This window comes from Caulifigura coniformis (assembly GCF_007745175.1).
Classification (GTDB): domain Bacteria; phylum Planctomycetota; class Planctomycetia; order Planctomycetales; family Planctomycetaceae; genus Caulifigura; species Caulifigura coniformis.
In genome coordinates this window covers 2,364,198-2,388,443 of sequence record NZ_CP036271.1, presented here as the reverse complement: position 1 = coordinate 2,388,443, position 24,246 = coordinate 2,364,198, and the positions used below count along the sequence as shown (strand labels likewise).

Below are 24,246 nucleotides of genomic sequence, written 5' to 3'. Positions count from 1 at the left end.
GATACGCACACTGATTGACGAGTCGTAGGAAAAACATCGATGGAAATTCTGGCAACCCCCACACGCAACCTGTTCTTTACCGGCAAAGGCGGAGTCGGCAAAACCTCCGTGGCCTGCGCCACGGCCGTCCGTCTGGCCGACGCCGGAAAACGGGTGCTGTTGGTCTCGGCCGATCCGGCGTCGAACCTGGACGAGGTGCTGGCGACGCAATTGGGGAATCAACCGGTCGCCATCGCAGCCGTCCCTGGACTCTTCGCCATGAATCTCGATCCGGAGACCGCAGCGAAGGAGTATCGCGAGCGGATGGTGGGCCCGTACCGGACAATGCTGCCACCGGCGGCGATCGCCAGCATGGAAGAACAGTTCTCCGGCTCTTGCACGCTGGAGATTGCGGCGTTCGATGAGTTCTCACGACTGCTTGGAGATCCGACCGCCACCACAGACTTCGATCACGTCATCTTCGACACGGCTCCAACCGGCCACACCCTTCGTTTGCTGACTCTGCCGTCCGCCTGGTCGGGCTTCATGGAGAGCAACACGACGGGCACATCGTGCCTGGGCCCACTCGCTGGTCTTCAGTCACAACAGAAGCTCTATCAGGAGACGGTGAAGGCCCTCGCCGATCCGGCGATCACCACGCTTGTTCTGGTTGCCAGGGCCGAGGCAACGGCCTTCCGGGAAGCGGCCCGCACCAGCGGCGAACTCGCGGAACTCGGGGTCAAGAATCAGCACCTTGTCGTGAACGCCGTGTTTCAGGCAACCGACCCGAGTGACCCGCTGGCCGTCGCCATGCAGCGACGAAGTGAATTGGCGTTGGACGAGCTTCCCGACTCGCTCCGCAACTTTCCTCAGACGATTATCCCGCTCGCGGCCAATGGCGTTGTCGGTGTGGAGGCTTTGCGCTCCTTCGGCAAATCGCAACGATCCGTCGCGATTGCACGCAGTGAAGTCTCGTCGCTCACGATCCCGCCAGGCTTGGCGCCGCTCGTCGATGAGCTGGAAGCGGCGGGACACGGCGTCATTCTCTCGATGGGCAAGGGAGGCGTTGGCAAAACGACGGTTGCGGCCGCCGTCGCCGTTGCACTGGCTCACCGGGGACATCGCGTGCATCTTTCGACGACTGACCCCGCCGCTCACATTGCAGCGGCCGTCGCCGGTGAAAACCTCGAACAACTGACCGTCAGTCGCATCGATCCTGCGGCTGAAACCGCGAAGTATTCCGAACAGGTGATGCAGACAGCGGGAGCCGGTCTGGATGAGCAGGGCAAGTCGCTCCTGGCCGAAGACCTGCGATCACCCTGCACGGAAGAGATCGCCGTGTTTCGTGCCTTCGCCGATGCGGTGGCCGAGGGGGCGGACCGCTTCGTCGTTCTCGATACGGCCCCGACGGGACATACGATTCTTCTGCTCGATTCGGCGCTCGCTTATCACCGCGAAGTTACACGACAGACCAACCAGATGCCTCCGGCCGTGGAGCACCTGTTGCCGCGATTGCGAGATCCCAATTTCTCACGAGTCCTCATCGTCACGCTGCCGGAGGCCACCCCGGTTCACGAAGCGGCTTCACTCCAGCGCGACCTCCGGCGGGCTGGCATTGAGCCATTTGCATGGGTCGTCAACCAGAGCCTCGCACCACTGTCGGTCACCGATCCGCTGCTGCGTGCTCGCCAGCAGGCGGAACAGCCTTACCTGCGAGAAGTCATGAGCGAACACGCGGCCCGCACGGCGCTGATTCCATGGCGGCCGCAGCCGCCCGTTGGGTGCGCCGCACTTCTGGATCTTGTCGGTGAAATCTGCGAATCGAAAACACCTCAAGTCGTGAAGGAGATAACAAACGTATGAAGTCGAAAGTCATGTTCCTTTGCACGGGAAACTCGTGCCGGAGCCAAATGGCCGAAGGCTGGGCGCGAAGCCTGCTTGGTGACACAGTCGAAGCCTACTCGTCCGGAATCGAAGCCCACGGTCTGAACCCCAACGCGGTCAAAGTCATGGCCGAAGCGGGGGTCGATATTTCCGGGCAAACGTCCAAGTTGGCCAGCAGCCTCGAAGGTGTGCCCTTTGGTCTGGTGATCACTGTCTGCGGTCATGCGGACGAGAATTGTCCGGCCTTCCTCGGTGCGTCCCGCGTCGTGCATGTTGGCTTCGATGATCCGCCCAAGCTCGCGAAGTCCGCTACCAGCGATGAGGAAGGCCTGCAGCACTACCGTCGTGTCCGCGATGAAATTCGTGACTTCGTGCGTGATCGCCTGCCTGAGCTTTTGAATTCAAAATGACTGACCCAACGACTCTATCCAGCGCTGTCTCGCCTGAAGTCAAACGGCTCAACCTGTTCGAGCGTTACCTGACGCTGTGGGTCGCCCTGTGCATGGTGGGCGGCATCGCGATCGGAAAACTCCTGCCGCAGGCGACCACCTTCCTTCGTAGCCTGGAGTTTGCATCGGGAAGCCAGATCAACGGCCCGATCGCCGTGCTGATCTGGCTGATGATCATCCCGATGATGATGAAGATCGACTTCGCCTCGCTCAGGGGCGTCACGCGTCGACCAAAGGGGATTGTCGTCACGCTGTTCGTCAACTGGCTGGTCAAGCCGTTCGGAATGTTTGTGCTTGGATGGCTCTTCTTCCAGATCCTCTTCCTACCGATCATCGGGGAGGAACTGGCGCGACAGTACACCGCGGGCGTCATCATCCTGGCCGCCGCGCCTTGTACGGCGATGGTGTTTGTCTGGAGTTACCTGACGGACGGCGACCCGGCCTACACGCTCGTGCAGGTGGCACTCAACGACCTTCTCATGCTCGTGCTGTTTGCGCCGATTGTCGGCCTTCTGGTCGGGGTGGCGGGTTTGGCAGTGCCATTCAATGTGATTCTGCTTTCGGTCGCGGTGTTCATCGTAGTTCCGCTCGTCATCGGCACCCTGACGCGAATGCTGCTTGTTCGAGCCAAAGGAGCGGCGTGGTTCGAGGCCCAGTTCCTGCCGCAGTTCCAGCCGCTGGCCGTCCTGGCCTTGCTGGTGACACTGGTTCTGATCTTTGCGTTTCAGGCCGACAACATCCTGCAGCATCCGCTGCATGTGATTCTGATTGCGATTCCGATTCTGATTCAGGTCTACTTCAACTCCTCGTTGGTTTACGGACTGATGTGGTGGCTGGGTGTGCCGCACTCCATTGCAGCTCCAGGGGCCCTGATTGGAGCGAGCAACTTCTTCGAACTGGCTGTCGCAACGGCGATTGCTCTCTATGGACCTGACTCCGGCGCGGCACTGGCGACCGTTGTCGGCGTCCTCGTCGAAGTGCCGGTCATGCTGAGCGTCTGCTCGGTCTGCAATCGCACACGCAACTGGTTCCCATCTCCGGCCGTCGGCTCGGGTTGATTCGGAACGCGTGCTTCAACAAGCAAATCGGGTAAGCCCGCATTCACCCTTCCTCTTCGCGCGCTTCTGATGCAGGCCTCGCGGAATCTCCACCTGTGCGGCCTGTCACACAGCGTCGCAACTCTGGGAATCGCCTTGGCGCGCAACCGAAACACTGAAATCAGTATATGCGTCTGGACGAATATAGATTACAGAACCCACCCCGGAGTGGCGGTCATCGCCCTCGCTCGTGAGCCCTACCTTTGTTTCGAGGTTCACACGCCCCCCGGACTATTCAGAAAGGAAGTTTCCATGTCCCGAACACTCACGCTGTTGTGCACTGCGATTGTCTGCGCAGTTGCGGCCTCCTCCTCCGCCGCCGAACTGTCACCCGGTCAGAAAGAACTCCAGGAAGCCCGTTCTCAGGGTCAGCATCTGTTCATTCTGTTCTCCCGCAAGAACGACGCGGCGACGCAGACGATGCGACAGACACTCACGACTGAGACGGCCAAGCATCCCGAGCAGCGGCGACTCGTGGAGATCGATGTCGCCAACCCTCAGGAGAAAGTCCTCATCGACCAGTGGCAGCTCGGCCGGGCGCCCATGCCGCTGACGCTGGCGATTGCCCCGAACCGCGCCGTCACCGGCGGATTCCCCGTTCGAGTTACGGCCGAACAGCTCGACAAAGCAATCGTGAGTAAGGGAACAGCGGCCTGCCTGCTGGCGGGCCAGACGAAGAAGCTGGCACTGTTGTGCGTGCATCACGATCCGGCCATGGAAGTGCCTAACGGAGTCGCCGACTTCCTCAAAGACCCGGCCTACGGAATGTCCACCGAAGTCGTGTCGATCAGCTCAGGCGACCCCACCGAACAGGAGTTCCTGAAAAGCCTCAAATTGACGAACCACCCGTCCACGACGACGGCACTGATCGCGCCCCCCGGAACAGTGCTCGCGTCGTATCCGACTTCCGTCACCAAAGATCAGATTGTCGCGACGCTCAAGACGGCGCAGTCCAGCTGTTGCCCGGGCGGTAAGTGCGGCCCCAACGGCTGCCAGCCTGCCAAGACCACGGCCAGGAATTGATTTCACACTTCGGCGTGTTTCATTCAGAAGCATGCCTGCGCCGAAAGGAGTTCATTCATGAACCTTATCAAGCTGATTCAAAAGGAACTCTCTGAGCGGCCGGTGCCGATGCTGACGTGTCTGCTGGCCATCGTGCTGGGCGTCACCTCACTCGTCGCCATCCGCACGGTCACGACCTACTCGGAACTGGCCGTCATGCGGGAAGTCGATTCGCTCGGGGCGAACGTCCTGATCCTTCCCAAGGATGTGAGCCTGCAGGATTACTACGCGGCCGACAGTCACGGGCAGACACTCCCGGAGGAGTATGTCGATCTGATTTCGCTGTCGACGCTGGAAGGCGTCGACAATCTGTCCCCCAAGCTGAGCGTTCCGGCGACCGTCGGTGAACGCAAAGTGACGGTGACGGGTATCCTGCCCAAGAGTGAGTTTCAGGCGAAGGCGGCCTGGGGCGGAGCCGGTGTGTTTGCACGCCCGATCGGCTGCGGATCGACGGTGGAAATCCCCGGCAAGGAGGTCGACCACGCACAGCTCGCCCGCAAACGGGTCATTGAGACGCTCGGTGAGCGTGAAGTGCTGGTCGGCTCTGAAACGGCGACCAAGCTGGCTCTCAGAGAAGACTCCAGCGTCACGCTGTTCGGCGAGGCATTCAAAGTCCTTGCGGTCCTCCCGGCAACGGGAACTGTCGATGACGATCGGATCTTCGCCCACCTGCACTCGGTGCAGGAACTTTCGGCCAGCGGTCCGGTGGTGAACGTGATCGAGATCGTCGGCTGCTGCAAGGAAATCGCCGGTGGCCTCGTCGGTGGACTGAACTCGCTGCTGCCGGATGCCAAGGTTGTCACCATCACACAGGTGGTTCAGACGCAGCAGAACGTCAATCGCCTCATGGAGAATCTGTCGTTGCTGTTCCTGGCGGTGTTGCTGGCCGTCGGCGGCGCGGCCATGGCAAGTTCGCTGTTTGCCAACGTGTCCGAACGCCGTAAGGAGATCGGCACGCTGATGGCCCTCGGTGCAACACCCAGCTTCATCCTCCGGCTCATCATGGGGAAAGCACTCGCACTGGGACTGGTCGGCGGTGTGTTTGGATTTGCCCTGGGGAGCGTGGCCGCGTTCTGGCTCGGACCACTCCTTGCCAATGTCGGTGTTCGCCCGATTCCGATGCTGGCGGGATTGTCCGTCGGCCTGTCGGTGCTGGTCGCCCTCGTCGCCAGTCTCTGGCCCGCCTGGCGGGCGTCCCGTCTCGATCCGTGCCTGTGCTTTAAGGAGGTGTAACCATGTTGAAACTCAACAACATCAGTAAGCAGTATCATCGGCACGGCTCTGCGGTCACGGCATTGCAGCCGACGACACTCGACATTGCCGATGGAGAGTATGTCGCGATTGTGGGGCCGTCCGGCAGCGGCAAAACCACGTTGCTCTCGATCCTGGGGGGCATGCTGGCCCCCAGCACCGGCAAGATGCAGCTTGGTACGGAATCCATGTACGACCTGTCAGTGTCGGCCCGCACACGGCTGCGGGGCGCGAAGATTGGATTCATCTTCCAGACGTTCAACCTGATTCCGTACCTCACGGCCCTGGAGAACGTGCAGATGCCGTTGTGCCTCGGCGGGGTGCCGAAGGAGGAACAGGTTGATCGGGCGCGGCAGACACTCGAACGTGTCGGCTTGGGAGACCGAACGCAGCACTTGCCCTCGGAACTGAGCATCGGCCAGCAGCAACGCGTGGCGCTGGCTCGAACGCTGGCCATCAATCCAGCATTGATTTTGGCAGATGAGCCGACCGGCAATCTCGATCCCGAAACTCGCGAGCAGGTGCTGGCGATGTTCGACGAGATTCACAAGGAAGGTCGGACCCTGATCGTCGTGACGCACGATCCGGCCTGTGCCGCACGTGCGCAGCGAACGCTTCGGCTGGTCAATGGCGGGATCCAGGACTCACCAGCCGGAAACGCCGCACGATGTGTCGCCTGAGGTGACAGACACGGCCGCAGGCACAGGATTTGACTTTGTGTCTGCGGCCGTCACGATGCGCAGCGGTCATTCAGATTATCGGGCAGTCACAGCCATGAAACTGCGAAACAAGCCTCGTCCGCTGCTTCCCATGGATCAGCTATTTCGCGCGTTCGCGGACCGCACGCGGATTCGCATCCTGTTTCTGTTGCTGGAGGGGGAACGCTGCGTGGGTGATATCACCACCATTTTGCAGCAGCCGCAGCCCAAGATCTCTCGGCACTTACTGCTCCTGCAGCGGTCTGGACTTGTTCAATCACGGAAAGACGGTCTCTGGCGGCACTACTCGCTGTCACCAGTTGGGGACCATCTTCACCGTCGATTGATCGAATGTGTTGGAACCTGTTTTGCCGAAGTGCCCGAGCTTCAAGCAGACCGGCGGCGGGCCAAAACGGTGGGCGCAAGCGGTGGGTGCTGCGAGCCGTAGCATGCTCATCTTACACGTGGCAGCCGAGCGCCGTGTGACGGACACTCGCTGGCGTTGACTGTCAACCAGTCGATCCCCAACTGCTCAAGGTCGTCGAGTCGTGGCCACGACTCTCAGCGCCCTTCATGGCTGCACTCATCACGATGAGTGAGGACGCCATCTGATGCCATTCGCACTGGAGTGCCATCGCATCACGGCTGATACAACACTGCAATGCCGTCGATACTCTACCACGTATATTTGATGGGGTTTGCAGAGCCCGGTTTTCGGAACGCATCTGGCACTCTTTTTCCCACGTACTGTTCCCTGATTTCTCGCGAGGCTTCTCTGCCGATGAAGCCGAGGCGGCCCGGCACTTCATCTCGTCCTGGGAAATTCTCCGGAACAGCAGCCAGCCATTTTTCCGGAATGAAAGCCCCAACAATCAGCCCTTGGACAGTTGGGAGCACGACTTCTGCACGATGAGCCTTTGGTCCAACCTTCCATGCATAACGGGTCGCCTCGTAAAGAGAGGACTCGACTGCCGACCGATTGACGTTGATCAGAATAACCCGATGAATGAACTCTGCTGGCTCTGCCCGATAACGGCGAATGATCTCTCCCGCATGCATCGCCCCAACATCGTTATTCCCCACGCCCCCCGCTTGATTGGTCAGACCGGGAAATGCGTCCAGAAGGGCCGCTTCAACTTCGAAGGCCGTTTTGTCGTCCATTCCGTGACGATGAATCACATGGATGACCTCAAAGCCCGCATTCCGAATCTCTCGAATGCGTTTCAACTTGTTGGTGAGCGTGTCGCTCTCGTCGGAACCCAGGTCGTCGCGAATATGAGCGAACACGCGATTGCCCTGGCCTTTGCCGATGTAGAACGTTTCGCCATTTCGGGGGTCGATGAGTCGGTAGACGTAGGTCTTGATCTTCGCGCTGACATCGGGAGGGAACTCGACGTCATCGAGGGAGTTTGGGGCGATCTTTCGCCCTCCATCCGCGCGGCGATTGTGTCGCTGGTGGAGGCAGCTTTGCCGAAGTCCAACGGCGACGCGCATCCCCTCTGATGCGATCAACGCCAGCTCACGATTTGGCCAAATACGACAGATGTGACGCATTTGAAGAACGACTTCTCAATCATCCGTTCGAAGAGCGTTTCACCGTCGTTTTCAAAGGGTCAAAGCGCTGTACAAGGAATGTGTAATCCCATTCCACAGTACAGACTGCGACGATACCTGGATGGCGGCGATTTACCACCCACTGTTGGCCCTGATCGCCTCCGTGACCGACCGCCAGTTGGCTCGGTACGTCGAATTCCTGAAGGAGGAGAACAAGATTCTCCGCACGAGGATCAAGGGTCAGGTCCACACAAAGCCCGATGAGCGCCGTCGTCTGCTTCAGTTGGGACACGGGAAGCAATTGTTTCGAAATCGACGCAGCATCCGAACTCGGCCTGGGTGGTCCGGCAGACGAAGGAGTTTCTGGTTAAGACGAAGGACCGGGAGAAGAAGCCCGACATCCTGATGCATGATCGGGACACGAAGTTCTCGCGGGCCTTCACAGCGGCGTGCGAGAAGGGAGGACTCAGGACGAACCCCTTGCCGGTCGCCTCACCGAACCTGAATGGACGCTGCGAGCGGCTGATACAAACTCTGAAGCACGAGCTGCTCTTCAAATTCATTCTTTTTGGTAACCGGCATCTCGACTACCTCATCGAAAGCTTCCTCGTGTACTACAACGGGCAACGGGCCCACATGGAGCGAGCCCACTTGCCACCGCTGGGCACCGTGCCCGACGAGGTGGACAAACCGATTCGGAACAGAATCGAGGTCCGGTCTTACGTGGGCGGCCTGGTGAAGTCGTTCGAACGGAAGGCGGCTTAGGCGGGGAGTGGTGACATGAACTTCGTGGCCACGAGTTCGAATCGTGAATCCAGTCCCTCCCTCGACTCCGAAGTGCCTGACGGTCGCGACTTTCCGTATCAATGAGCAAAGGACTGCTACATGGCCGCTGGTCGGCTGCGGACTGAATTCGATTTAGTCGTCATCTTATCCGCGGCCAGTGTTGAGAAGCCGATCCTTGATTGTCGACAATGAAGTTGCCCTTACGAGGTGGTCGAGCGGACTGGTTTTAGCCCGCCCGTCTGTTCCTGCTTCGTGAGGGCTTTTTCGTGCCAATCGCTGTCCGCAAACTCGAAGCATCGGCCCAGGAAACCTGGTCGCAACGGAAGTACCCTGCTTACTCGCGTGCCGGATCGCCAGAGTTTCTCCTGACAAGTTCGTTCGCCCATGGCCCCGCCTCAGGATAATGGGCAGTGTTGAGCACAAATTCTTGGCCGCGGCCGACGGTCCGCAGATGAGTTCCCATTCTGCTACTGCGCCATCGGCTGCGCTCTCCGTGATAGCTCAGAAAGGATTTCTTTCCACGAGGGTGCATCCACCTTGGAAGCAGCCACGACGAGCGAGGTGCCCCCGACTCGGTCAGTACCAGACTTTCGCTGAATTCCTGGAAGACGCCTGCTGCGAAGGGCCGTTTCGCCGAGGCGACGAACACCGAGCTTCCATTCTCGTAGTCATTGATCAGGTGAGGATGGTCCAGTGCCCAGGCTGGAGGATCGACAAACGGGGACTCCCACCGTTCTCCAACATACAGCCAGCCGAACAGTATGTGGCGATGTGGTGCACCCCGGACAAAGCGATAGCGTCCTCGCTCCTTCTCCACTTCTCGAAACCACCCAAAGAACAAGAACAGATCGCCTTCTCCGATCTTGTGGCCAGCTAGGTGCGTCCTTGCCTTTCCGCCCTGTCCAAACATCGGGCGCCATCCACGCACACGTGGAACGGCATCTCGGCGCAGATCCGGATCGAAATGCATCGTCGATGCCCCCCGAAGCTGCTTTTGGGAGAGATCTTCCACGAACTGGGCAAGGCTCTCCGATCCCAGTCGGACATCTCGATAACGCCAAGGGCCGCAGTCATCCGGGATCGGCAGCGAAACCAGTCTGCCATCCGGCAGAATCGGGCTGGGGCAACCGCCCGCCGTGAGGTCAAAACCCTTGCGGCTGAAGATGATCTTCATGTTGACGTCGTCGAATTACCAAGATTGATCAGAAGCCCCAACATTCGCTCGCAATAGTGCGAAAGCTTCGCCTGATCGAGGGCTTCTTCCCGCGGCGATGGCTTGGGGAACATGATTCTCAGGCGGACGGATCTCGCTCCGGGCCAGACTGTCATCAAGTTCTTGTCTTGCTTCATATTCGCGAGAGCGGGAACCACGAAGATTACCGCCGTTCTCTTCTTGTCCGTTCGACGCTGGACGAGACAGTCAGGGCATACGGCTAAACAGAGATGACGAAGCTGTTCCAACTGCGAAACCACGGCCGCATCGGAGGACAGTCCCTGCGCGGTCACGGATTCTGCCGAACGCAACTGGTGGTCAATTCCCGGCATCGACGGCCGTTCCCTTTCGACTTCGGGCACTCAGGCCGACAGTCCCATCATCATATTGAAGTGAGCCTCGTGCTTCGCCTTCACGAAGATCTCCCTGAAGACATTCAAGTACGTCTGCACCATCGATTCGTCAATCGAAACGTACAGGTCGTCATGGGCATAGTGAGAACCGTCGTTGACCCAGGAGAACAGTGACTTGCAGATCAGACGTTCCTTCCCCTGAAACATGTCGCAAATGTGGTCAGGGTTGATGCCGCCGAGGATCTTGAAATAGTTCTCCAGGATTCGCCGCAAGGTGTTTTGAATCGTCAGGCGGGATCGATTCTCGCTTCGCACTTCTCCCCAGAGGAGCTCGTACGAGGTCTTGATCGGATTCGAAAGATGCCTCTCGATCTTCGAGAACGTGTCTGCCTTCCGCACGACCCAGAACGTTTCTTCCTTCATCGCATCCCGATTGCGCCGATTCGGGTTAAACGTGACCTCCTTGTGGAAGTACACGTTGTGCGTCAGGACGAAGATCTGCTTGATGTGTCCTGTCTTGTTTCGTACTTCGTCAAACAGTCCCTTGATGAGGCTCCCCACGATGAACAGGACGTCGCTGTCCAGACTCGATACGGGATCGTCGAAAACCACCACGCGATCTCGGGTTATTCCCGATTGGGAATCGCTGCCCTTGAGCAGGTGGTAGAAGTACAGAAAGGTGACAAACGTCTTCTCTCCTTCACTCAACGTTGCCTTGGCGTCCGAGCCGTCCGCTCGAACTAGCTTGTAACTGTTTCCGCTGGACGCCTTGAGAGAGAATCCTGAGAACCCGAATGAGCCCAGTAGCGCATTGATCGCATCGATGGTCGGCTGGACGCTCGTGGTCGTTTTTTCCAACGAACGAATATCGGCCTCCTTCTTCGCTTTCTCTTTTTTCGCCGCCTCGATTTGAGCACGAATGCCGTCGATTGCCTTCTGGACCGCACTCTTTTTTGAGTCATAGGCGGTCAAATCCGCCTGTAATTCCGTGACGACGAACTTCCAGACGTCGTGCGTGAGTTGTGCCTTTTCCGCCGACAGGTTCTTGACCGTCAGGTTGTGGGACGCAATCTGCTTGTTGGCGTCGTTGATCAGAGCGATCATCGCCGCCACAACATTCTGCAACGAGTCGAGAATGACTGGGGTGCTTGGCTCCTTCCGTTTCCCGTCGAGTCGCTGGAGGTTGATGGTCAGGGTCGAATCGAGAATCTGTTTCTCAAGCTTCAACTTTTCGACGTCCAGAAAGCGGGACGGAGCCGAGATCAACGCGGCCACTTCCTGCTGCAATCGTGCGGCATCACTCTTGTACGCGATACACAGTGATTCGATCGCCTTGCTGTCCTTCTCGAACGCCTCGTCAAAGTACTCCGCGAGGCTCTTTTCAAAAGTCGCGGACACTTGCTGCTGACAGAAGGGGCATTTCTGCTCGTTCTGATCGAGAAACGTCCGACCTTCCCGCACCCAGTCGCTGTTTCCGAGCTTCTTGATCATCGCAGCGATGTCGACGTCGGCCTTGCCGATGACTCGCTTTTTCAAGATCGCGGCGGACTCGTGCGCTGCCAGTGCAGCGCCATCCAACATGGGCAGGACAGCCTCAGCCGTTGGAGCTTCCCCGAACACGGTCGAGGCTCGCTTTTCCAGCGTCGCTAGGTCAACGACCTTGCCCTTGGTGTTCGAACGCTCCTGGAGAACCCTGGCTTTGAAACTTTCCTTCTTGTCACGAACACCGACGAAGGCACCTTGGAGCGTCTTGTCGTGTTTCTGTTTCTGCAACCAGCACTGATCTCGAATCGCGGTTTCATGAACGTCCAGTTCCCCGGTCTTGCCGCCAGCTCCGTCGGCCCCTCCCAACGACTCCCCCAGCTTTTCCAGTTTTTTTGTAAGAGCGTCGACTTCGGCCGCGAGGTCTTTGATCTTTTGCAGCGTCTCGATGTTCTGTTCGCCCAGCGTGAACACGCCTTTGAGTTCGGCTGACTGGGAGAAACTCCGCTCGACGAAATCTCGGTTGTAGACGAGCGTTTCCAGAGGGGCGTTGCCCTTCCAGGCAATGGGGCAGCTCGCGTGCGACGCCCGGTCGGCGATCACTCTGCCGATCGTGGTCTTTCCACAGCCGTTCGTCCCAAACACGTAGTTCAGTTCGCGCAGGTCTGACATCACTTCGGCAGTGGTGCCGTAGCTCGCTACCTCAACGAGCGTAATCGACTCGATCATGTCGGCCCTCTGGTCTTCGGTGTCGTCTCAAAGCCTCTTCATTCAGAATCCATCTGCTGCGAATCCAGCCGTGGCAGGTTGAGGCCCTCAATCTCAAGCACGGACTTTCCCGCGATTCCCTGAAGGTCTCCGTACATCCCTGCCGTTGATTCGATGACGCAGCGGATTTGTTCCTCGCGCTTGGCCCAGAGCTTGGTCATCGTCTTTCGCTCCTTATCGAGGTCCGCCTGCATGTCCGAAAACTTCTCGACAATCGCTTCAACTCGGTGACGGAACCGTGGTCCGGTGAGGTACTGATACACCAGCTCCATCTTGGTCTGCTGCCCCTCGGAAGACTGCCGCGCGCCGTGCAGTTCGATGAGCGTCTGCCGGAGAGCGATGGCCACGGGAATCGCCGTGCGAGGGGAGGTGACCCAGACGCCATCCACGTGGTCGAACGACTCGACGCCGTCAGGGAGTGCCGCCGACACGAGAATCGACAGCTCGGCCTTCGCCGTGCGCTGGTCCTCGCGGAGTTTTGCGAGCCAACCACCGCTCCAGTGCTTCGTTCGTTTGGATTCCCACAAGATGCTGCCACAGCGCTGGCCCACCGGGCCGTGGACGCGGTGCACGGCATCGCCGCCGAACTCCCCCTTGGGAACCGGCTCAATCTGATCCAGCGGAAACTTGGTCCGAAGGAGGTTCTCCAACTGCAATTCCTGAACTTCCCCCTGCAACTGCTGGGAGCCTTGCTCGGCCCGGCGCTTCAGATCCTCAATCTGCCGCTGCATCCCGGCAATGACTTCTTCTTTCTCGGCCACCTTGAGCCGCAGGCCTTCCTCTGCCTCTTTCTTGGCTTGCTCACGGGCTCGCCCGAGCGATTCCTGAACCCGCTTCTCGACGGTCAGCTCCAGTTCTCGCTTGGCGTCGTCCAGTTCGCGTTGCTTCCTGATGAGTTCGGCTTGAGCTTGCTGGGCCTCCGCCAGCTTTTCCTCGCGGGCTTTCAGGACCGTGTTGAGTTCAGCGATCTCTTTCGACTTCTGGTCGAGATCCAGGGAAAGGGCCGCGCGGGCCTTCTTGGCTTCTTCGGCCGCGATCGTGTTCCGTTCTGTTTTCAGCTTGCTCGCGACCTGTTCGTCGATGGTTTCGCGGGCTTTTGCCAAATCGGCCTCGCGTTCCCGGAGCGACGCCTCCTTCTGCTGCATCTTCGCGTCGGCGTCGGCCAATCGCTTTTCGAACTGCTTCTTCGTCGTCTCGATCAGCGGGGCTGCCAGCGATTCCGTCAGCTTGATCTCGGTCTGGCAGGATGGGCAGGTGATAGTCGGATCGGTCGTCATGCGTCATGCACTCCTGGTGGGCGTTCAGCCGGGCGTCTCTGATCGTTACCTCAACCAGTGCTCAGAATGAAGCAGTCGATCGAAAGTCTTCGTCATGATTCTGGTCCCCCCTGGGGCGCTGCCCCAGACCCCGGGATTTTGGAGGCATGGCTCGCATCAGAGGGGGCCATCAAGGGAGGGGAGGAGTGTGAACGTGATTCGAGGGCCCACGTTCACTGAAGCCCAAACCTTTTCCATCACCGCGGAGAACAACAGACGATCCAACGGCAATGACCGCCGCTGGGATCAATGAATCGAGCCTCGAGTCCTGGTGGGAATGACAACCGCGTCCGATTGCGAAGCGAATGGCCCGCCACGCGGGGTTCATTTTAGCCGGAATCACAATGATTCCCATGCTCTCGGCCGTCGCTGGGCGGCCCCGTCGAAGACATTCCTCGACGGGGTCCGCCTCTGACGCGAGATCCAGCTATTCCTCGCCAGGGTGGGTCCCCCCAGAGCCTGACTCCGCTTCGCTGGATGAAGGTCAGGCTGCCACAGCGCCCGCGGCTATTCAAATGGCGGCTCGTAGCGCACGTGACGAGCCTGGCCGTCCATAACCACGACAGAGCACCACCGCATTCGGTGAGTCGGCGGAATCTTCGTCGTCTGACCGAGAGGCGGAAGTGCGTGAAGGGTTTTCATTCCTCGTTGGACTCGAAAGGAGAATCCAATGCCGAACGATCGACCTGTTCACGAAATTCGTCTGGGGAAGTGCAAGGCTGTCGTGTGGGGCAATTCGACGGAGCAGGGGACGCGTTACAACGTCACCTTCGCCCGGCTCTACAAACAGGACGACCGCTGGGAGAGCACCAGCTCTTTCGGCCGGGACGACCTCCCGCTCGTCGAGAAACTCGCGGACCAGGCTTTCACTTGGATTCACGGGCGACTCGCGAGTGATCGGGAGGAAGCGTCCCAGGACAATTCCCGGAACTCCGAGCGGCGTTCCAACCGTCCCGAACGGACGGCGGCACGCTCGGCGCGGTAAGTGATGATGTTGTCAAAGACCTGATGGTTCTTCCGACACGCACTCACCGCCTCTCTTCTTTCTGAGTGTTCTTTCGCAATCGGGCTTCTGAGCAGACGGGAACAGCCCCTCGGCTCCGGCGTCGCCAATCCAGCGGCCAGGCCGGAGACCGATGGCGTGCATCCAAGGTTTTCGTGAGTGCCTCGCTTCGAGCCGCTCACTCCCGTTCTCAATGACGAGCGCCTGCTGCGCTTCGTCCCACTCAGAAAGTCTACTCATGCCCACCAAAGACGAGATCCAGGAACGTGCAACTGCTGCGTTCGATGAACTGGCGGCCGCGCTGGAACAGGGGAACAGTAAACAACTGACCGCCTATCTCCAGACGATGTCGCGGTTCCATCAGTATTCCTTCGGGAACTGCATCCTGATTGCTTTGCAGAAGCCCGACGCGACTCACGTCGCCGGATTCCAGCGCTGGAAACAGCTCGGCCGGTTCGTGAAGTCTGGAGAGAGGGGGATTGCGATCCTTGCTCCCATGGCCTTCCGGAAGAAACAGACGGACGATGCCGCACAGGAGTCGACCGTCGACGAATCGCCGGAAGAGGGGAACGAGAAATCCACAAGACGTCGCGTTCGCGGCTTCAAGCTGGCCTTCGTGTTCGACGTCAGTCAGACCGACGGCAAGCCATTGCCGGAGTTCGCCACCATCTCCGGTGATCCTGGCGAGAAGCTCCAGCGACTGGAGGCCGTGATCCATGGCCACGGCATCAGTCTGAGCTACGAGGGGATCGACAATGGCGCGCTCGGAGTCTCCGAAGGGGGACGGATCCGGGTTCTACCGTCATTGTCTCAGGCAGAGACATTCTCCGTTCTGGCCCATGAGCTGGCTCACGAGTTGCTTCATCGCGGCGAACGCCGGAAAGAGACGACGAAGACGATCCGCGAGACGGAAGCGGAAGCCGTCGCGTTTGTGGTCTGCCATGCCAGTGGGGTCGACAGCCGGACGCGGTCGAGCGACTACATCCGGCTCTACAACGGTGACAAGGAATTGCTTCAGCAGTCCTTGGAGCAGATCCAGAAAGTCTCGACTTCGATTCTGTCGCAGTTGCAACAAACCCCGGCCGATGTTGTCATCGAGCCGCAGGAGATTGTATCCGTCGAAATGGCGGCTGCTATTTGAGGAGGTTCGCTTTGCTGCACGCCATCGAGCCTCCTTCCTGTTCCGCTCGTCAATAGTCGCGCCCGTCAGGAAATGCCGCGGGGTGGCTCCGGACCACCGTGAACTGTTGTCGAGCCGTGTCGATGCTGGCTGGCGTCAGGGAGCGATTTCATGCGATCCATAAAGGACGTTATGGATCACGTTTCTGACTGCTGAATGACCGCTGACCGCCGTTCCTCAAATGCTGTTCTTCCGACGTCCCGAAGAGGCGGCCTTCAATTGCCCTCTCTGATTGTTGACGCCGGGCAGAAGGCGACGCGCCGGTTCCTGGAGTTCTTCACCGCCCAGATCCGAAACCGAAATACTCGCGACGCCTACCACCGGGCGCTGGTTGATTTTCTGGCGTGGACGGGCGATCGGAATGCGTCTCTCGAACAGATCGAACCGATCCAGGTGGCGGCGTATGTCGAGTACCTGATGACGATCTATTCTCCGCCAACGGTGAAGCAGCACTTGGCCGCCATTCGAATGTGCTTCGACTGGCTCGTCACCGGCCAGGTTGTTGCATCGAATCCCGCGGCGTCCGTCCGGGGCCCGAAGTATGTCGTGAAACGGGGCAAGACTCCGGTCCTCAGTGCCGAAGAGGCTCGGCAGCTCCTCGACAGCATCGACTGCTCGACGGCCGTCGGCCTCCGGGACCGGGCTCTGATCAGCTTGATGATTTTCACGTTCGCCCGAGTGAGCGCCGTCACGGCCCTGAAGGTCGAAGACTACTACCACATCGGCAAACGCTCCTGGATTCGACTGCATGAAAAGGGAGGCAAGTTCCTCGAAGTCCCGGCCCACCATAAAGTCGTGGATGATCTCGATGCGTATCTGGAAGCCGGAGGCCAGGCCGACGATTCGCAGGGCCCCCTCTTCCGCACGGCAATCGGACGTTCGGGTTTTCTGTCTGAACGCCCTCTCACCCGGCAGGACGCGCTCCGCATTGTGAAGCGACGGGTGCAGGCGGCAGGTTTGTCAGAGCGGCTGTGCTGTCACACATTTCGAGCCACCGGCATTACGGCGTATCTCGAAAATGGCGGCACCATCGAAAAGGCGCAGCTGATCGCAGGACACGAGTCACCCCGCACGACAAAACTCTACGACCGCACGAGCGACGAACTGTCTCTCGATGAAGTGGAACGGATTCTGATTTGACGCGCGACAAGCAAGGCAATCGGTCTGTCGCGGCCCCTACTTCACCAGTTCCATCAGCTTCCCGTAGCTGTTGACCACGTCGTACTTCACCTGGTCCGACGTGATCTTGCGGAAGAACTTGCGGGCGCAGTCGATCTTGCATTCCTCGATCTTCCGCAACTCCATCGACGACATCGAGCCCTTCGTCTCGGCGATGAAATAGACGTGCTTCACCACTCCTTCCTGAAAAGCGATGGCCCAGTCCGGGTTGTAGTGGCCCACCGGCGTCGGGATCGTGAAGCTCTTCGGCAACTTGGCGTAGACGACGACCTCCACGCTCGTGTCGAGTTCCCGAACAAACTCCCGCTCGTTCTTGGAATCGGTGAAGACGTAGTCATAGATGTGGCGGTCCGCCTTGATCGCTTTGCTGAAATCTTCCTTGAGCTTCTCGCGGGTGAAAATGTCGCTGTCGTGCCGTTCGTCGATCATGTCGTAGGTCAAATGTTCGACGATGACTGTTGCCTTCTGCTCGTTGATCAACCGGGCGGCCTTCTGCAGAAAATCCTCGGGATTGATTCGGTACTGGCCGAACGTCGCTTTGGTGACGCCCTGGAGGATTTCGGCGATCGTCCGCCGGGTCAGCTTCGTCTCCTCGGCCAGCTTGCCGATGAGGTCGTACTTCACGGCAGAGTGAACCGAGGCTTTGAGCGAGCCGCTGGCTGTCTCCTTCAGCTCGAACGCCTCCCCTTCCTGCAATGATTCAAAGGTCGTCTCATCCGCCTGCTCCCCTCTTTGGATGGTGTACTGAAGCGGAGCGACGTTCAGTTCCTTGTCGAGCGTGACAACACACTTCCGAATGAGTTCCGGCGTCTCGAAATGCACCGTGTACGCCGCCTTGCGATTGATGCGGCTCCACAGTTCCTGAAACTCTTTCTTGTGGAAATTGGAGCTGAGCGGATTCGGCTTGTCTTTCCGGTCATCGCCGATTTCCGGCAACTGGGCTTCACTGAAGACGCTGTCAATTAGCGAGAAGACCTGCGCCGCGTGCGGGGCCAGGTCCGGCGGCAATGGCGCCAGCTCTTCGTTCTTCTTGGCGTCGTGATAGAGCTGCGTGATCCGGTCCCCATCGTCCGTGTAGTCGTTCTTGAGCAGATACTTGTAGAGCTGCTTGGCCATCTGGGGAGTGACGGCGACGTCGCCAGTCGGCGTCTTCAGCACCTTGCCGGTGAAAAACTCTTCGTCTGCCTTTCTTGGCCGGGCCGACAGCGATTCGCTGATGTCCTTCTGGAGCGCTCCGACGAACTCCTTGTAGCTCTCACTGGCGACCACCGTCAGGACGTTGATCTGGTGAACGGTGGCCAGGTCGTCCATGCGGTCTCCCCGCTGGTTGACCGACAGTCGCATTCCGCGACCGACTTCCTGCCTGCGGGAGATCGTGTTGTCGCTGTGCTTCAGGGCACAGATCACGAACACGTTGGGGTTGTCCCACCCCTCCCGCAGGGCCGAGTGCGAAAAGATGAACCGCACCGGCTCCTCGAACGACAGTAGCCGCTCCTTGTCCTTGAGGATCAGGTCGTAGGCGTCGACGTCCTCCGTTTCTCCTTTCAGTTCGCCCGTTTTCTTCGTGGCGGGATCGACGAGGCGGCTGGTTTTCTTGTCGATCGAGAAGTAGCCGTTGTGCGTCTTCGCCGTCGGAATCCCCTTCAGGTATCTGTCGTACTCGTCGCCGAAGAGCGTCAGAGTTTCCTGCAATTGGGCTTCGTACTCCTCCTCGAAGATTTTCGCGTACTCGCCGGGCTGCTCGCCGTTGTCGTCGTACTGCCGGTACTTCGCCACCTCGTCGATGAAGAACAGCGTCAGCACTTTGATGCCTTGGTGGAACAGCACCTGTTCCTTCTCGAAATGCGCCCGGATCGCTTCGCGGACCTGAATGCGCCGCAACGCGGCCTCGTTCACATCGCCGGTCGCGTCTCCGGCCTGAAGCTCCTCGCCGTTGGTGAAACTCAAGGTATCCTTCAGGGCATCGATGTCGGCGACGACGAAGCCCTTGTACTGATCGAGACCGCCCGACAGGTCGAACAGGTTGTCGTTGCGGCCAATCTTTCGGACGACCCGTTTGATGCCGCCCGCCTGCTTGGTCTCCAGTTCCAGGCGGGCCTCGGGCGGCTTGTTCGTCGAGATCTGGATCGATTCCAGGTAGAGGTAGGCATTCGTGCCCCTCAGCCCCTTCACGGAGATGCCGCGAACGGCAATCTTCTTGACCAGCTTCTGGTTGTAGGCGTCCAGGGCATCCAGCCGGTGGATCTTGTTGTGTTCCGTTTTGTGCGTGGCGGAGTAGCGGAGAATCATCAACGGATTGAACTTCGCCAGCGAATCGACCGTCTTCTTCCCTTCCATCTTCTGTGGCTCATCCAGAATCAGGATCGGCCGATTGGCCTGAATCACGTCAATCGGCTTCCGCGACTGAAAGTCGTCGAGTTCTTCGTAAATGCGGCGGTTGTCTTTCCCGGTCGCGTTGAACGCCTGGACGTTGATGATCATCACGTTGATCCCGGCGTCGGACGAGAAGCTCTCGATCTCATGCAGACTCTTCGAGTTGTAGATGAACACCCGCGCCCGCTTGCCGTAGGTCTCCAGAAAGTGCTCGGCCGTGATCTCGAACGACTTCTTCACCCCTTCGCGGATCGCGATGCTGGGAACGACGACGATGAACTTGCCCCATCCGAACCGCTCGTGCAGCTCGAACATCGTCTTGATGTAGCAGTACGTCTTGCCGGTGCCGGTTTCCATCTCGACGTCGAGATTGATCGGGCTGACATTGGTCCGGGCGAGTGCAGATGACTCGGGGAGGTTCTGTCGCCGCTGCACCGCCTGAATGTTCTGCAACACCTGCTGCGGTGGAATCGCGAGATCGGAGTTTTTGAACCCCTCAATTTCGTCGACCTCTTTCATCGTGATCTGCCGAGCATCCTTCGTTCGGCCCGGATCGATGCGGTATTTGATCCCGGCCGACTTCGGTTGCCCGGCAAAGCAATCAGCCACCGACTCGACGGCGGCCGTCTGGTAGCCCTGTTTTTTGAATTGCAGCTTCATGATGCTCACTCAAGAATCTCCCAGTGACCGCCTTTGGCGGGGCCGACGCGGCGCAGCTTGCCCGATTTCACGAGCTTGGCCGCCGCCCGCTCGACCGCACTGAGTGATTTCCCAATCGCGGCGGCAACCTCCGCCAGGCTGTACTCGGGGTGGTCCTTCAAAACTGCGAGAATTTTGACCGGCGTTTTCCCCGGCGTTTCCACCCGCGTTTTTTGCTCTCCGCTTCCTGCCCGGTCCCCGTCCAGCCGCTCCAGAACCGATTTCGGGTACGAAAACTCCGTCCGCCAATCGCCTGCGTCGTATTTGATGACGGGAGCAGGAAAACCTGCGGCGCGGCACTCCTCGATCATCCGCTCGATTCCACGCCCCCACATCTCAATCTCGCCAGAGCGAAAAAACGTGTTGGCGATTTCGGGATTGAACGGCTTGGAGGAATGCTGTTGCATCACCTTTTCCGGCGTCCAGTTCTCGGGAAGATGGCCGGGATTCCAGATCGACATCCTGTCTTCGTACACCTTGATCTGGATCGGAGCGTGTGCGGCGTAATCCTTGTGGATGATGGCGTTCAACACGGCCTCGCGGAGCGCCTCATAGGGAACGGGATACGTCTCGATCCGGTGAATGCCCTCATAGGTGATGGCCGCCTTCATGTACTTGGCGCGGATCAACTCCACCGTCTTCGCGGCTTGGCTGAAGAGATCGCCTTCGATCAGATCGTGATAGACGACGTCGCTCCCGTTGCGGAAGAAACCGATCTTCACATACGCCCCGGTAAAAATGCGTTGTGGCTCAGGATGAAACAACAGCACGGCGGCATGAGTGAGATACTTCCCTTCCACGAGCCGCAGTTTCTCCAGCAGACTCTCGCGTGAGCCCTTGAGGTCCGCCGCCGTCATCCGCCCGCTCTGCTTGGCCAGTTTGCGGAACGTGCCAAACGCCGTCGCCGAAAGTTGCCGGATCGTGACGCCCGGCGCCGGGACGCTGTCCCAGGTCCGGCCGTATCTCCGCATCAGGAAGCGGTCGAGAGCGGCCCCTTTGAGTTCCTGCTTCGTGCTGCCGCTGCGGACGTGATACTCGCCTTTGTAGCTAATCGGGTTCGGGTAGGGTTCGACGCGGATTTCCACCAGGTCTTGGGCGTCTTCCCGCACGAGTCGGACATCCGCGACGATTCCCAGCACATCGCGGCCTTCGGTTCCGTAGGCCGAACGAGTTTTTCGACCGCTTCGTGACCGTTGTCCTCTGAAGTCGCCTTCTGAATTGAAGTTGCGAAGAGTGTGTGGGCGAGCCTTCAGCCGCCTCACTTTCCAGATGTTATAAGCTTTTCGAAGCGTTTACAGCCCATTCTCGGACGAAACTCGGACAAGCGGCTCAAGCTTCGACATCGCGGTCCGAAGCTCCATTCTCGGACTAGGTCTGGCCGGTCAACTTCGCCAGTCGCAACGACTTTAACGCTGCTCAACCATTGGACTGAAAAGAGCCATTCCAAACACCCTGCGAGCAGGCGTTGGACGGGGTCACAGCGCTGTACAAGGAATGTGTAACCACGTTCCACAGTACAGACTGCGACGATACTCGGATGGCGGCGATTTACCACCCACTGCTGGCCCTGATCGCCTCTGTCACCGACCGCCATCTGGCCCGGTATGTCGAGTTCCTCAAGGAAGAGAACAAGATCCTCCGCACACGGATCAAGGGCCAGGTGCACACCAGGCCTGATGAGCGACGCCGGCTGCTCCAGCTTGGGAAAACGCTGGGCCAGGGCATCGAGGAGATCATCACACTCGTCACGCCCGCGACGTTCTACCGTTGGATTCGTGACGAGAATGAGCCGGAGATGAAGCGCCCGAAGGGTGGTTCCCGGAAGCCTCGAGAGATTCGCGAGTTAGTTCTGGAAATAGCAGCAACCACTTCCTTTGGGTACACCCGGATTCTTGGAGAACTTCGGAAATTGGGCGTCCGAAAGATCAGCCGGCAGACAGTCCGGAACATCCTGAAGGAGGCCGGGATTGAGCCACGGCCCAACCGCACGTCTGACTCTTGGGACAACTTCCTGAAGCGCCATGCCGAGACTCTGTGGGCCGTCGATTTCTTCTCGGTGAAGACGCTCACGACACGGGGCCTGCGGACGACCTATCTGATGGCTTTTCTGTGTCTGGAAACACGGGAGGCGATCGTCTCGAAATCGACACAGCATCCGAACTCGGCCTGGGTCGTCCGCCAGACGAAGGAGTTCCTGGCGAAGACCAAGGATCGTGAGAAGAAGCCGGACATCCTGATGCACGATCGGGACAGCAAGTTCTCGCGTGCGTTCACCGCTGCATGTCAGCAAGGCGGCTTGCGAACGAATCCGCTCCCCATCGCGTCACCAAATCTGAATGGACGCTGCGAGAGATTTATCCAGACGATCAAGCATGAGCTTCTCTTCAAGTTCATACTTTTCGGCAACCGGCATCTCGATTATCTGGTCCAGCAGTTTCTCGCGTACTACAACGGTCAGAGAGCCCACATGGAGCGAGCGAACTTGCCGCCGCTGGGCGAAATTCCAGAGGAGGTGGAGAAGCCGATTAGGAACCGGATCGAGATAAATTCCTACGTCGGGGGGCTGGTCAAGTCGTTCGAGCGGAAGGCAGCCTAATCACCGGGCACGACGAATGTCTGCCGATCGATTCGATAATCCTTCGAATCGTCTTTGTGAGGTTTCTCAAATGGCAAAGTCAGAAGACGTTGCTAAGCACGCATTCTCCGCTGCGATGAAAAGCGTGCTATTAGCAGCTGACGAGATACTCGCCGGAATCGGAGATGAGTCCATCGAATTCCGGTGCGACCTCGGACGGTTAGAACATCGGATTCGCAAGTCACCAGTTTTCCCGATCAAGGCGACATTTCGGACTGGCACCCGAGGCATTTTCCGCGTTAATGAACGACGCTATGCCACGGAGTTCGCGACTCGTGGGATGACGATGACCTTGGGCGAGGCCGTTGATCTCAAAATCGCCTTCCAGAGTCGCATCTTGGCGGACAGGCGTATTGTCGCGATGAAAAGCCATCGCTGAGTGCCACGACGCGGCCAGGATCGCTTGTGGGGGGGGGCGACGGCACCGGATTTTGAATCCGGTCGCTCAATCGTCGGGCTTGGTTGGTGACAGCGTTCAGTGACGCGGCTGTGACGTTGCGGGACAAAGGGTTACGGCGAAGTCCACTGCTTGCCGTATTGCGGTCGCATTTTACTCGCTGAGCTCTCGCACGGCCAACGTCTGTACCAAATCTGTACCAACGGTAGCCTATTTGCGGGTCTCGCCCTGAGTCTACGGTCGGAGATTGAGCGTCTCAAAGACGATAAGCGCTTTCGACCGAGCATCAGGATCCGCGAAAAAGAGCTGAAACGATTGTCGACTCTCGTGAGTGTCGCCATGTTCATCGTCGCACTTCAAGATGATCTGCCCTTGGACTGATCGGACGTCGTTGACGTCTTCAATAACTGTCGGCAATGCGTACAAGGAAGCGGATTCACCTGCTTGGATCACGAAGGGCCTGGTAGACCATTCCTTTTCTGACACAACTACGTTCTCGGAAGGCCCGTCCTTTCGAGACACCGACGAAATCTCCCAGAGGGCGCGGCAATTGAATGCCGTACCCTTGCCGACATTTCGGATCCCTGTCAGTGATCCTTGCTCGAGACCGATGATGGGTCGGTCCGTGCCAGGCTCACGTTTGATCGGGACTTCCTGGGTAAGCAGAGTAATCATCACGAAGGGCAAGCTTTCCCGCCGCTGGCGCGCGGCTTCAAGCTCTTGGCTGACTTGCAGCGATCTCCTAGCGAGTTCAACGGTCGGCACACCGATCCACCACGCGACAAAAGCTCCGGCAACCGAGGCGATCCCACCAAGGACAGTTCCAAGCTGAGCGGCTGTTTCCAATCGTGATCGCAGATTTTCAGGCATTGCGTTGAAGCGAAATGA

General features: G+C 58.9%; 22 protein-coding genes. 13 read left to right on the top strand and 9 right to left on the bottom strand.

Annotation, left to right across the window (positions count from 1 at the left end; all coding sequences use genetic code 11):
* The first annotated feature begins 39 nt into the window (after positions 1-39).
* The 7 genes from arsA (at position 40) to Pan44_RS28235 (ending at position 6,868) form a co-directional block, all read left to right on the top strand.
* A complete protein-coding gene (gene arsA, locus Pan44_RS09455; protein WP_145029504.1) occupies positions 40-1,842 on the top strand; it encodes an arsenical pump-driving ATPase in 1,803 nt (600 codons plus the stop codon).
* Positions 1,839-2,273, top strand: coding sequence for an arsenate reductase ArsC (locus Pan44_RS09450; RefSeq protein ID WP_145029502.1), 435 nt, complete (start codon positions 1,839-1,841; stop codon positions 2,271-2,273). The genes arsA and Pan44_RS09450 overlap by 4 nt, the downstream gene beginning before the upstream one ends.
* Positions 2,270-3,370, top strand: a complete 1,101-nt coding sequence (arsB, locus tag Pan44_RS09445) for an ACR3 family arsenite efflux transporter (RefSeq protein WP_145029500.1) — start codon at positions 2,270-2,272, stop codon at positions 3,368-3,370. Before Pan44_RS09450 ends, arsB begins: the two co-directional genes overlap by 4 nt.
* 291 nt (positions 3,371-3,661) lie before the next feature.
* A complete protein-coding gene (locus tag Pan44_RS09440) occupies positions 3,662-4,432 on the top strand; it encodes a hypothetical protein (RefSeq protein ID WP_145029498.1) in 771 nt (256 codons plus the stop codon).
* A gap of 57 nt (positions 4,433-4,489) precedes the next feature.
* Positions 4,490-5,704, top strand: coding sequence for an ABC transporter permease (locus Pan44_RS09435; protein WP_145029496.1), 1,215 nt, complete (start codon positions 4,490-4,492; stop codon positions 5,702-5,704).
* 2 nt (positions 5,705-5,706) lie between these two features.
* Positions 5,707-6,402, top strand: coding sequence for an ABC transporter ATP-binding protein (locus tag Pan44_RS09430; RefSeq protein ID WP_145029494.1), 696 nt, complete (start codon positions 5,707-5,709; stop codon positions 6,400-6,402).
* Positions 6,350-6,868 carry an ArsR/SmtB family transcription factor gene (locus tag Pan44_RS28235; protein ID WP_390620617.1) on the top strand — a complete coding sequence of 173 codons (519 nt, stop codon included), beginning with the start codon at positions 6,350-6,352 and terminating at the stop codon, positions 6,866-6,868. The genes Pan44_RS09430 and Pan44_RS28235 overlap by 53 nt, the downstream gene beginning before the upstream one ends.
* A gap of 227 nt (positions 6,869-7,095) precedes the next feature.
* Here the strand turns inward: Pan44_RS28235 and Pan44_RS27835 are convergent, their stop codons facing one another.
* A complete protein-coding gene (locus tag Pan44_RS27835; RefSeq protein ID WP_145034967.1) occupies positions 7,096-7,839 on the bottom strand; it encodes an LEM-3-like GIY-YIG domain-containing protein in 744 nt (247 codons plus the stop codon).
* Positions 7,840-7,993: 154 nt separating this feature from the next.
* Entirely contained in the window at positions 7,994-8,266 is a 273-nt protein-coding gene (locus tag Pan44_RS27825) for a hypothetical protein (RefSeq protein ID WP_145029490.1), read from the bottom strand.
* Between the two features lie 47 nt (positions 8,267-8,313).
* Between Pan44_RS27825 and Pan44_RS09410 the strand changes: the two genes are divergently transcribed.
* Positions 8,314-8,739 carry an integrase core domain-containing protein gene (locus Pan44_RS09410; protein ID WP_145029488.1) on the top strand — a complete coding sequence of 142 codons (426 nt, stop codon included), beginning with the start codon at positions 8,314-8,316 and terminating at the stop codon, positions 8,737-8,739.
* A gap of 355 nt (positions 8,740-9,094) precedes the next feature.
* On the opposite strand, the gene Pan44_RS09405 is transcribed toward Pan44_RS09410, so the two are convergent.
* The 4 genes from Pan44_RS09405 to Pan44_RS09390 are packed head-to-tail and all read right to left on the bottom strand — an operon-like array spanning position 9,095 to position 13,853.
* Complete coding sequence (locus Pan44_RS09405) at positions 9,095-9,934, bottom strand: Nmad3 family putative nucleotide modification protein (RefSeq protein WP_145029486.1); 840 nt, start codon at positions 9,932-9,934, stop codon at positions 9,095-9,097.
* Positions 9,931-10,335, bottom strand: a complete 405-nt coding sequence (locus Pan44_RS09400; RefSeq protein ID WP_145029485.1) for a hypothetical protein — start codon at positions 10,333-10,335, stop codon at positions 9,931-9,933. The genes Pan44_RS09405 and Pan44_RS09400 overlap by 4 nt, the downstream gene beginning before the upstream one ends.
* Positions 10,336-12,537 carry an AAA family ATPase gene (locus Pan44_RS09395; protein ID WP_145029483.1) on the bottom strand — a complete coding sequence of 734 codons (2,202 nt, stop codon included), beginning with the start codon at positions 12,535-12,537 and terminating at the stop codon, positions 10,336-10,338.
* 38 nt (positions 12,538-12,575) lie between these two features.
* Positions 12,576-13,853, bottom strand: coding sequence for a DUF2130 domain-containing protein (locus Pan44_RS09390; protein WP_145029481.1), 1,278 nt, complete (start codon positions 13,851-13,853; stop codon positions 12,576-12,578).
* Positions 13,854-14,562: 709 nt separating this feature from the next.
* On the opposite strand from Pan44_RS09390, the gene Pan44_RS09385 reads away from it, so the two are divergent.
* The 3 genes from Pan44_RS09385 to Pan44_RS09375 all read left to right on the top strand — a co-directional run bounded on the left by Pan44_RS09385 (position 14,563) and on the right by Pan44_RS09375 (position 17,215).
* Positions 14,563-14,877, top strand: a complete 315-nt coding sequence (locus Pan44_RS09385; RefSeq protein WP_197453974.1) for a hypothetical protein — start codon at positions 14,563-14,565, stop codon at positions 14,875-14,877.
* A 256-nt stretch (positions 14,878-15,133) separates the two neighbouring features.
* Positions 15,134-16,036, top strand: coding sequence for an ArdC-like ssDNA-binding domain-containing protein (locus Pan44_RS09380; RefSeq protein ID WP_197453973.1), 903 nt, complete (start codon positions 15,134-15,136; stop codon positions 16,034-16,036).
* Between the two features lie 258 nt (positions 16,037-16,294).
* Positions 16,295-17,215, top strand: coding sequence for a tyrosine-type recombinase/integrase (locus tag Pan44_RS09375; protein ID WP_197453972.1), 921 nt, complete (start codon positions 16,295-16,297; stop codon positions 17,213-17,215).
* 36 nt (positions 17,216-17,251) lie between these two features.
* On the opposite strand, the gene Pan44_RS09370 is transcribed toward Pan44_RS09375, so the two are convergent.
* A complete protein-coding gene (locus Pan44_RS09370; protein ID WP_145029477.1) occupies positions 17,252-20,287 on the bottom strand; it encodes a type III restriction-modification system endonuclease in 3,036 nt (1,011 codons plus the stop codon).
* Between the two features lie 5 nt (positions 20,288-20,292).
* Complete coding sequence (locus Pan44_RS09365; RefSeq protein WP_145029475.1) at positions 20,293-21,465, bottom strand: ATP-binding protein; 1,173 nt, start codon at positions 21,463-21,465, stop codon at positions 20,293-20,295.
* Between the two features lie 398 nt (positions 21,466-21,863).
* Between Pan44_RS09365 and Pan44_RS09360 the strand changes: the two genes are divergently transcribed.
* Together Pan44_RS09360 and Pan44_RS09355 are read left to right on the top strand one after the other, a co-directional pair.
* On the top strand, positions 21,864-22,922 hold the full coding sequence (locus tag Pan44_RS09360; RefSeq protein ID WP_145029473.1) for an integrase core domain-containing protein: 1,059 nt from the start codon (positions 21,864-21,866) through the stop codon (positions 22,920-22,922).
* 16 nt (positions 22,923-22,938) lie between these two features.
* Positions 22,939-23,340 (top strand): hypothetical protein, encoded by a 402-nt coding sequence (locus tag Pan44_RS09355; protein ID WP_145029471.1) that lies wholly within the window; start codon positions 22,939-22,941, stop codon positions 23,338-23,340.
* A 252-nt stretch (positions 23,341-23,592) separates the two neighbouring features.
* Here the strand turns inward: Pan44_RS09355 and Pan44_RS09350 are convergent, their stop codons facing one another.
* On the bottom strand, positions 23,593-24,228 hold the full coding sequence (locus Pan44_RS09350) for a hypothetical protein (protein WP_145029469.1): 636 nt from the start codon (positions 24,226-24,228) through the stop codon (positions 23,593-23,595).
* Positions 24,229-24,246: the final 18 nt, after the last annotated feature.

Bases quoted from the DNA above. Each gene is read 5' to 3' on its own strand.
- arsA (WP_145029504.1), top strand. From the start codon at position 40: ATGGAAATTCTGGCAACCCCCACACGCAACCTGTTCTTTACCGGCAAA.
- Pan44_RS09450 (WP_145029502.1), top strand. From the start codon at position 1,839: ATGAAGTCGAAAGTCATGTTCCTTTGCACGGGAAACTCGTGCCGGAGC.
- arsB (WP_145029500.1), top strand. From the start codon at position 2,270: ATGACTGACCCAACGACTCTATCCAGCGCTGTCTCGCCTGAAGTCAAA.
- Pan44_RS09440 (WP_145029498.1), top strand. From the start codon at position 3,662: ATGTCCCGAACACTCACGCTGTTGTGCACTGCGATTGTCTGCGCAGTT.
- Pan44_RS09435 (WP_145029496.1), top strand. From the start codon at position 4,490: ATGAACCTTATCAAGCTGATTCAAAAGGAACTCTCTGAGCGGCCGGTG.
- Pan44_RS09430 (WP_145029494.1), top strand. From the start codon at position 5,707: ATGTTGAAACTCAACAACATCAGTAAGCAGTATCATCGGCACGGCTCT.
- Pan44_RS28235 (WP_390620617.1), top strand. From the start codon at position 6,350: ATGGCGGGATCCAGGACTCACCAGCCGGAAACGCCGCACGATGTGTCG.
- Pan44_RS09405 (WP_145029486.1), bottom strand. From the start codon at position 9,934: ATGAAGATCATCTTCAGCCGCAAGGGTTTTGACCTCACGGCGGGCGGT.
- Pan44_RS09395 (WP_145029483.1), bottom strand. From the start codon at position 12,537: ATGATCGAGTCGATTACGCTCGTTGAGGTAGCGAGCTACGGCACCACT.
- Pan44_RS09390 (WP_145029481.1), bottom strand. From the start codon at position 13,853: ATGACGACCGATCCGACTATCACCTGCCCATCCTGCCAGACCGAGATC.
- Pan44_RS09385 (WP_197453974.1), top strand. From the start codon at position 14,563: ATGCCGAACGATCGACCTGTTCACGAAATTCGTCTGGGGAAGTGCAAG.
- Pan44_RS09380 (WP_197453973.1), top strand. From the start codon at position 15,134: ATGCCCACCAAAGACGAGATCCAGGAACGTGCAACTGCTGCGTTCGAT.
- Pan44_RS09370 (WP_145029477.1), bottom strand. From the start codon at position 20,287: ATGAAGCTGCAATTCAAAAAACAGGGCTACCAGACGGCCGCCGTCGAG.
- Pan44_RS09360 (WP_145029473.1), top strand. From the start codon at position 21,864: ATGGCGGCGATTTACCACCCACTGCTGGCCCTGATCGCCTCTGTCACC.
- Pan44_RS09355 (WP_145029471.1), top strand. From the start codon at position 22,939: ATGTCTGCCGATCGATTCGATAATCCTTCGAATCGTCTTTGTGAGGTT.
- Pan44_RS09350 (WP_145029469.1), bottom strand. From the start codon at position 24,228: ATGCCTGAAAATCTGCGATCACGATTGGAAACAGCCGCTCAGCTTGGA.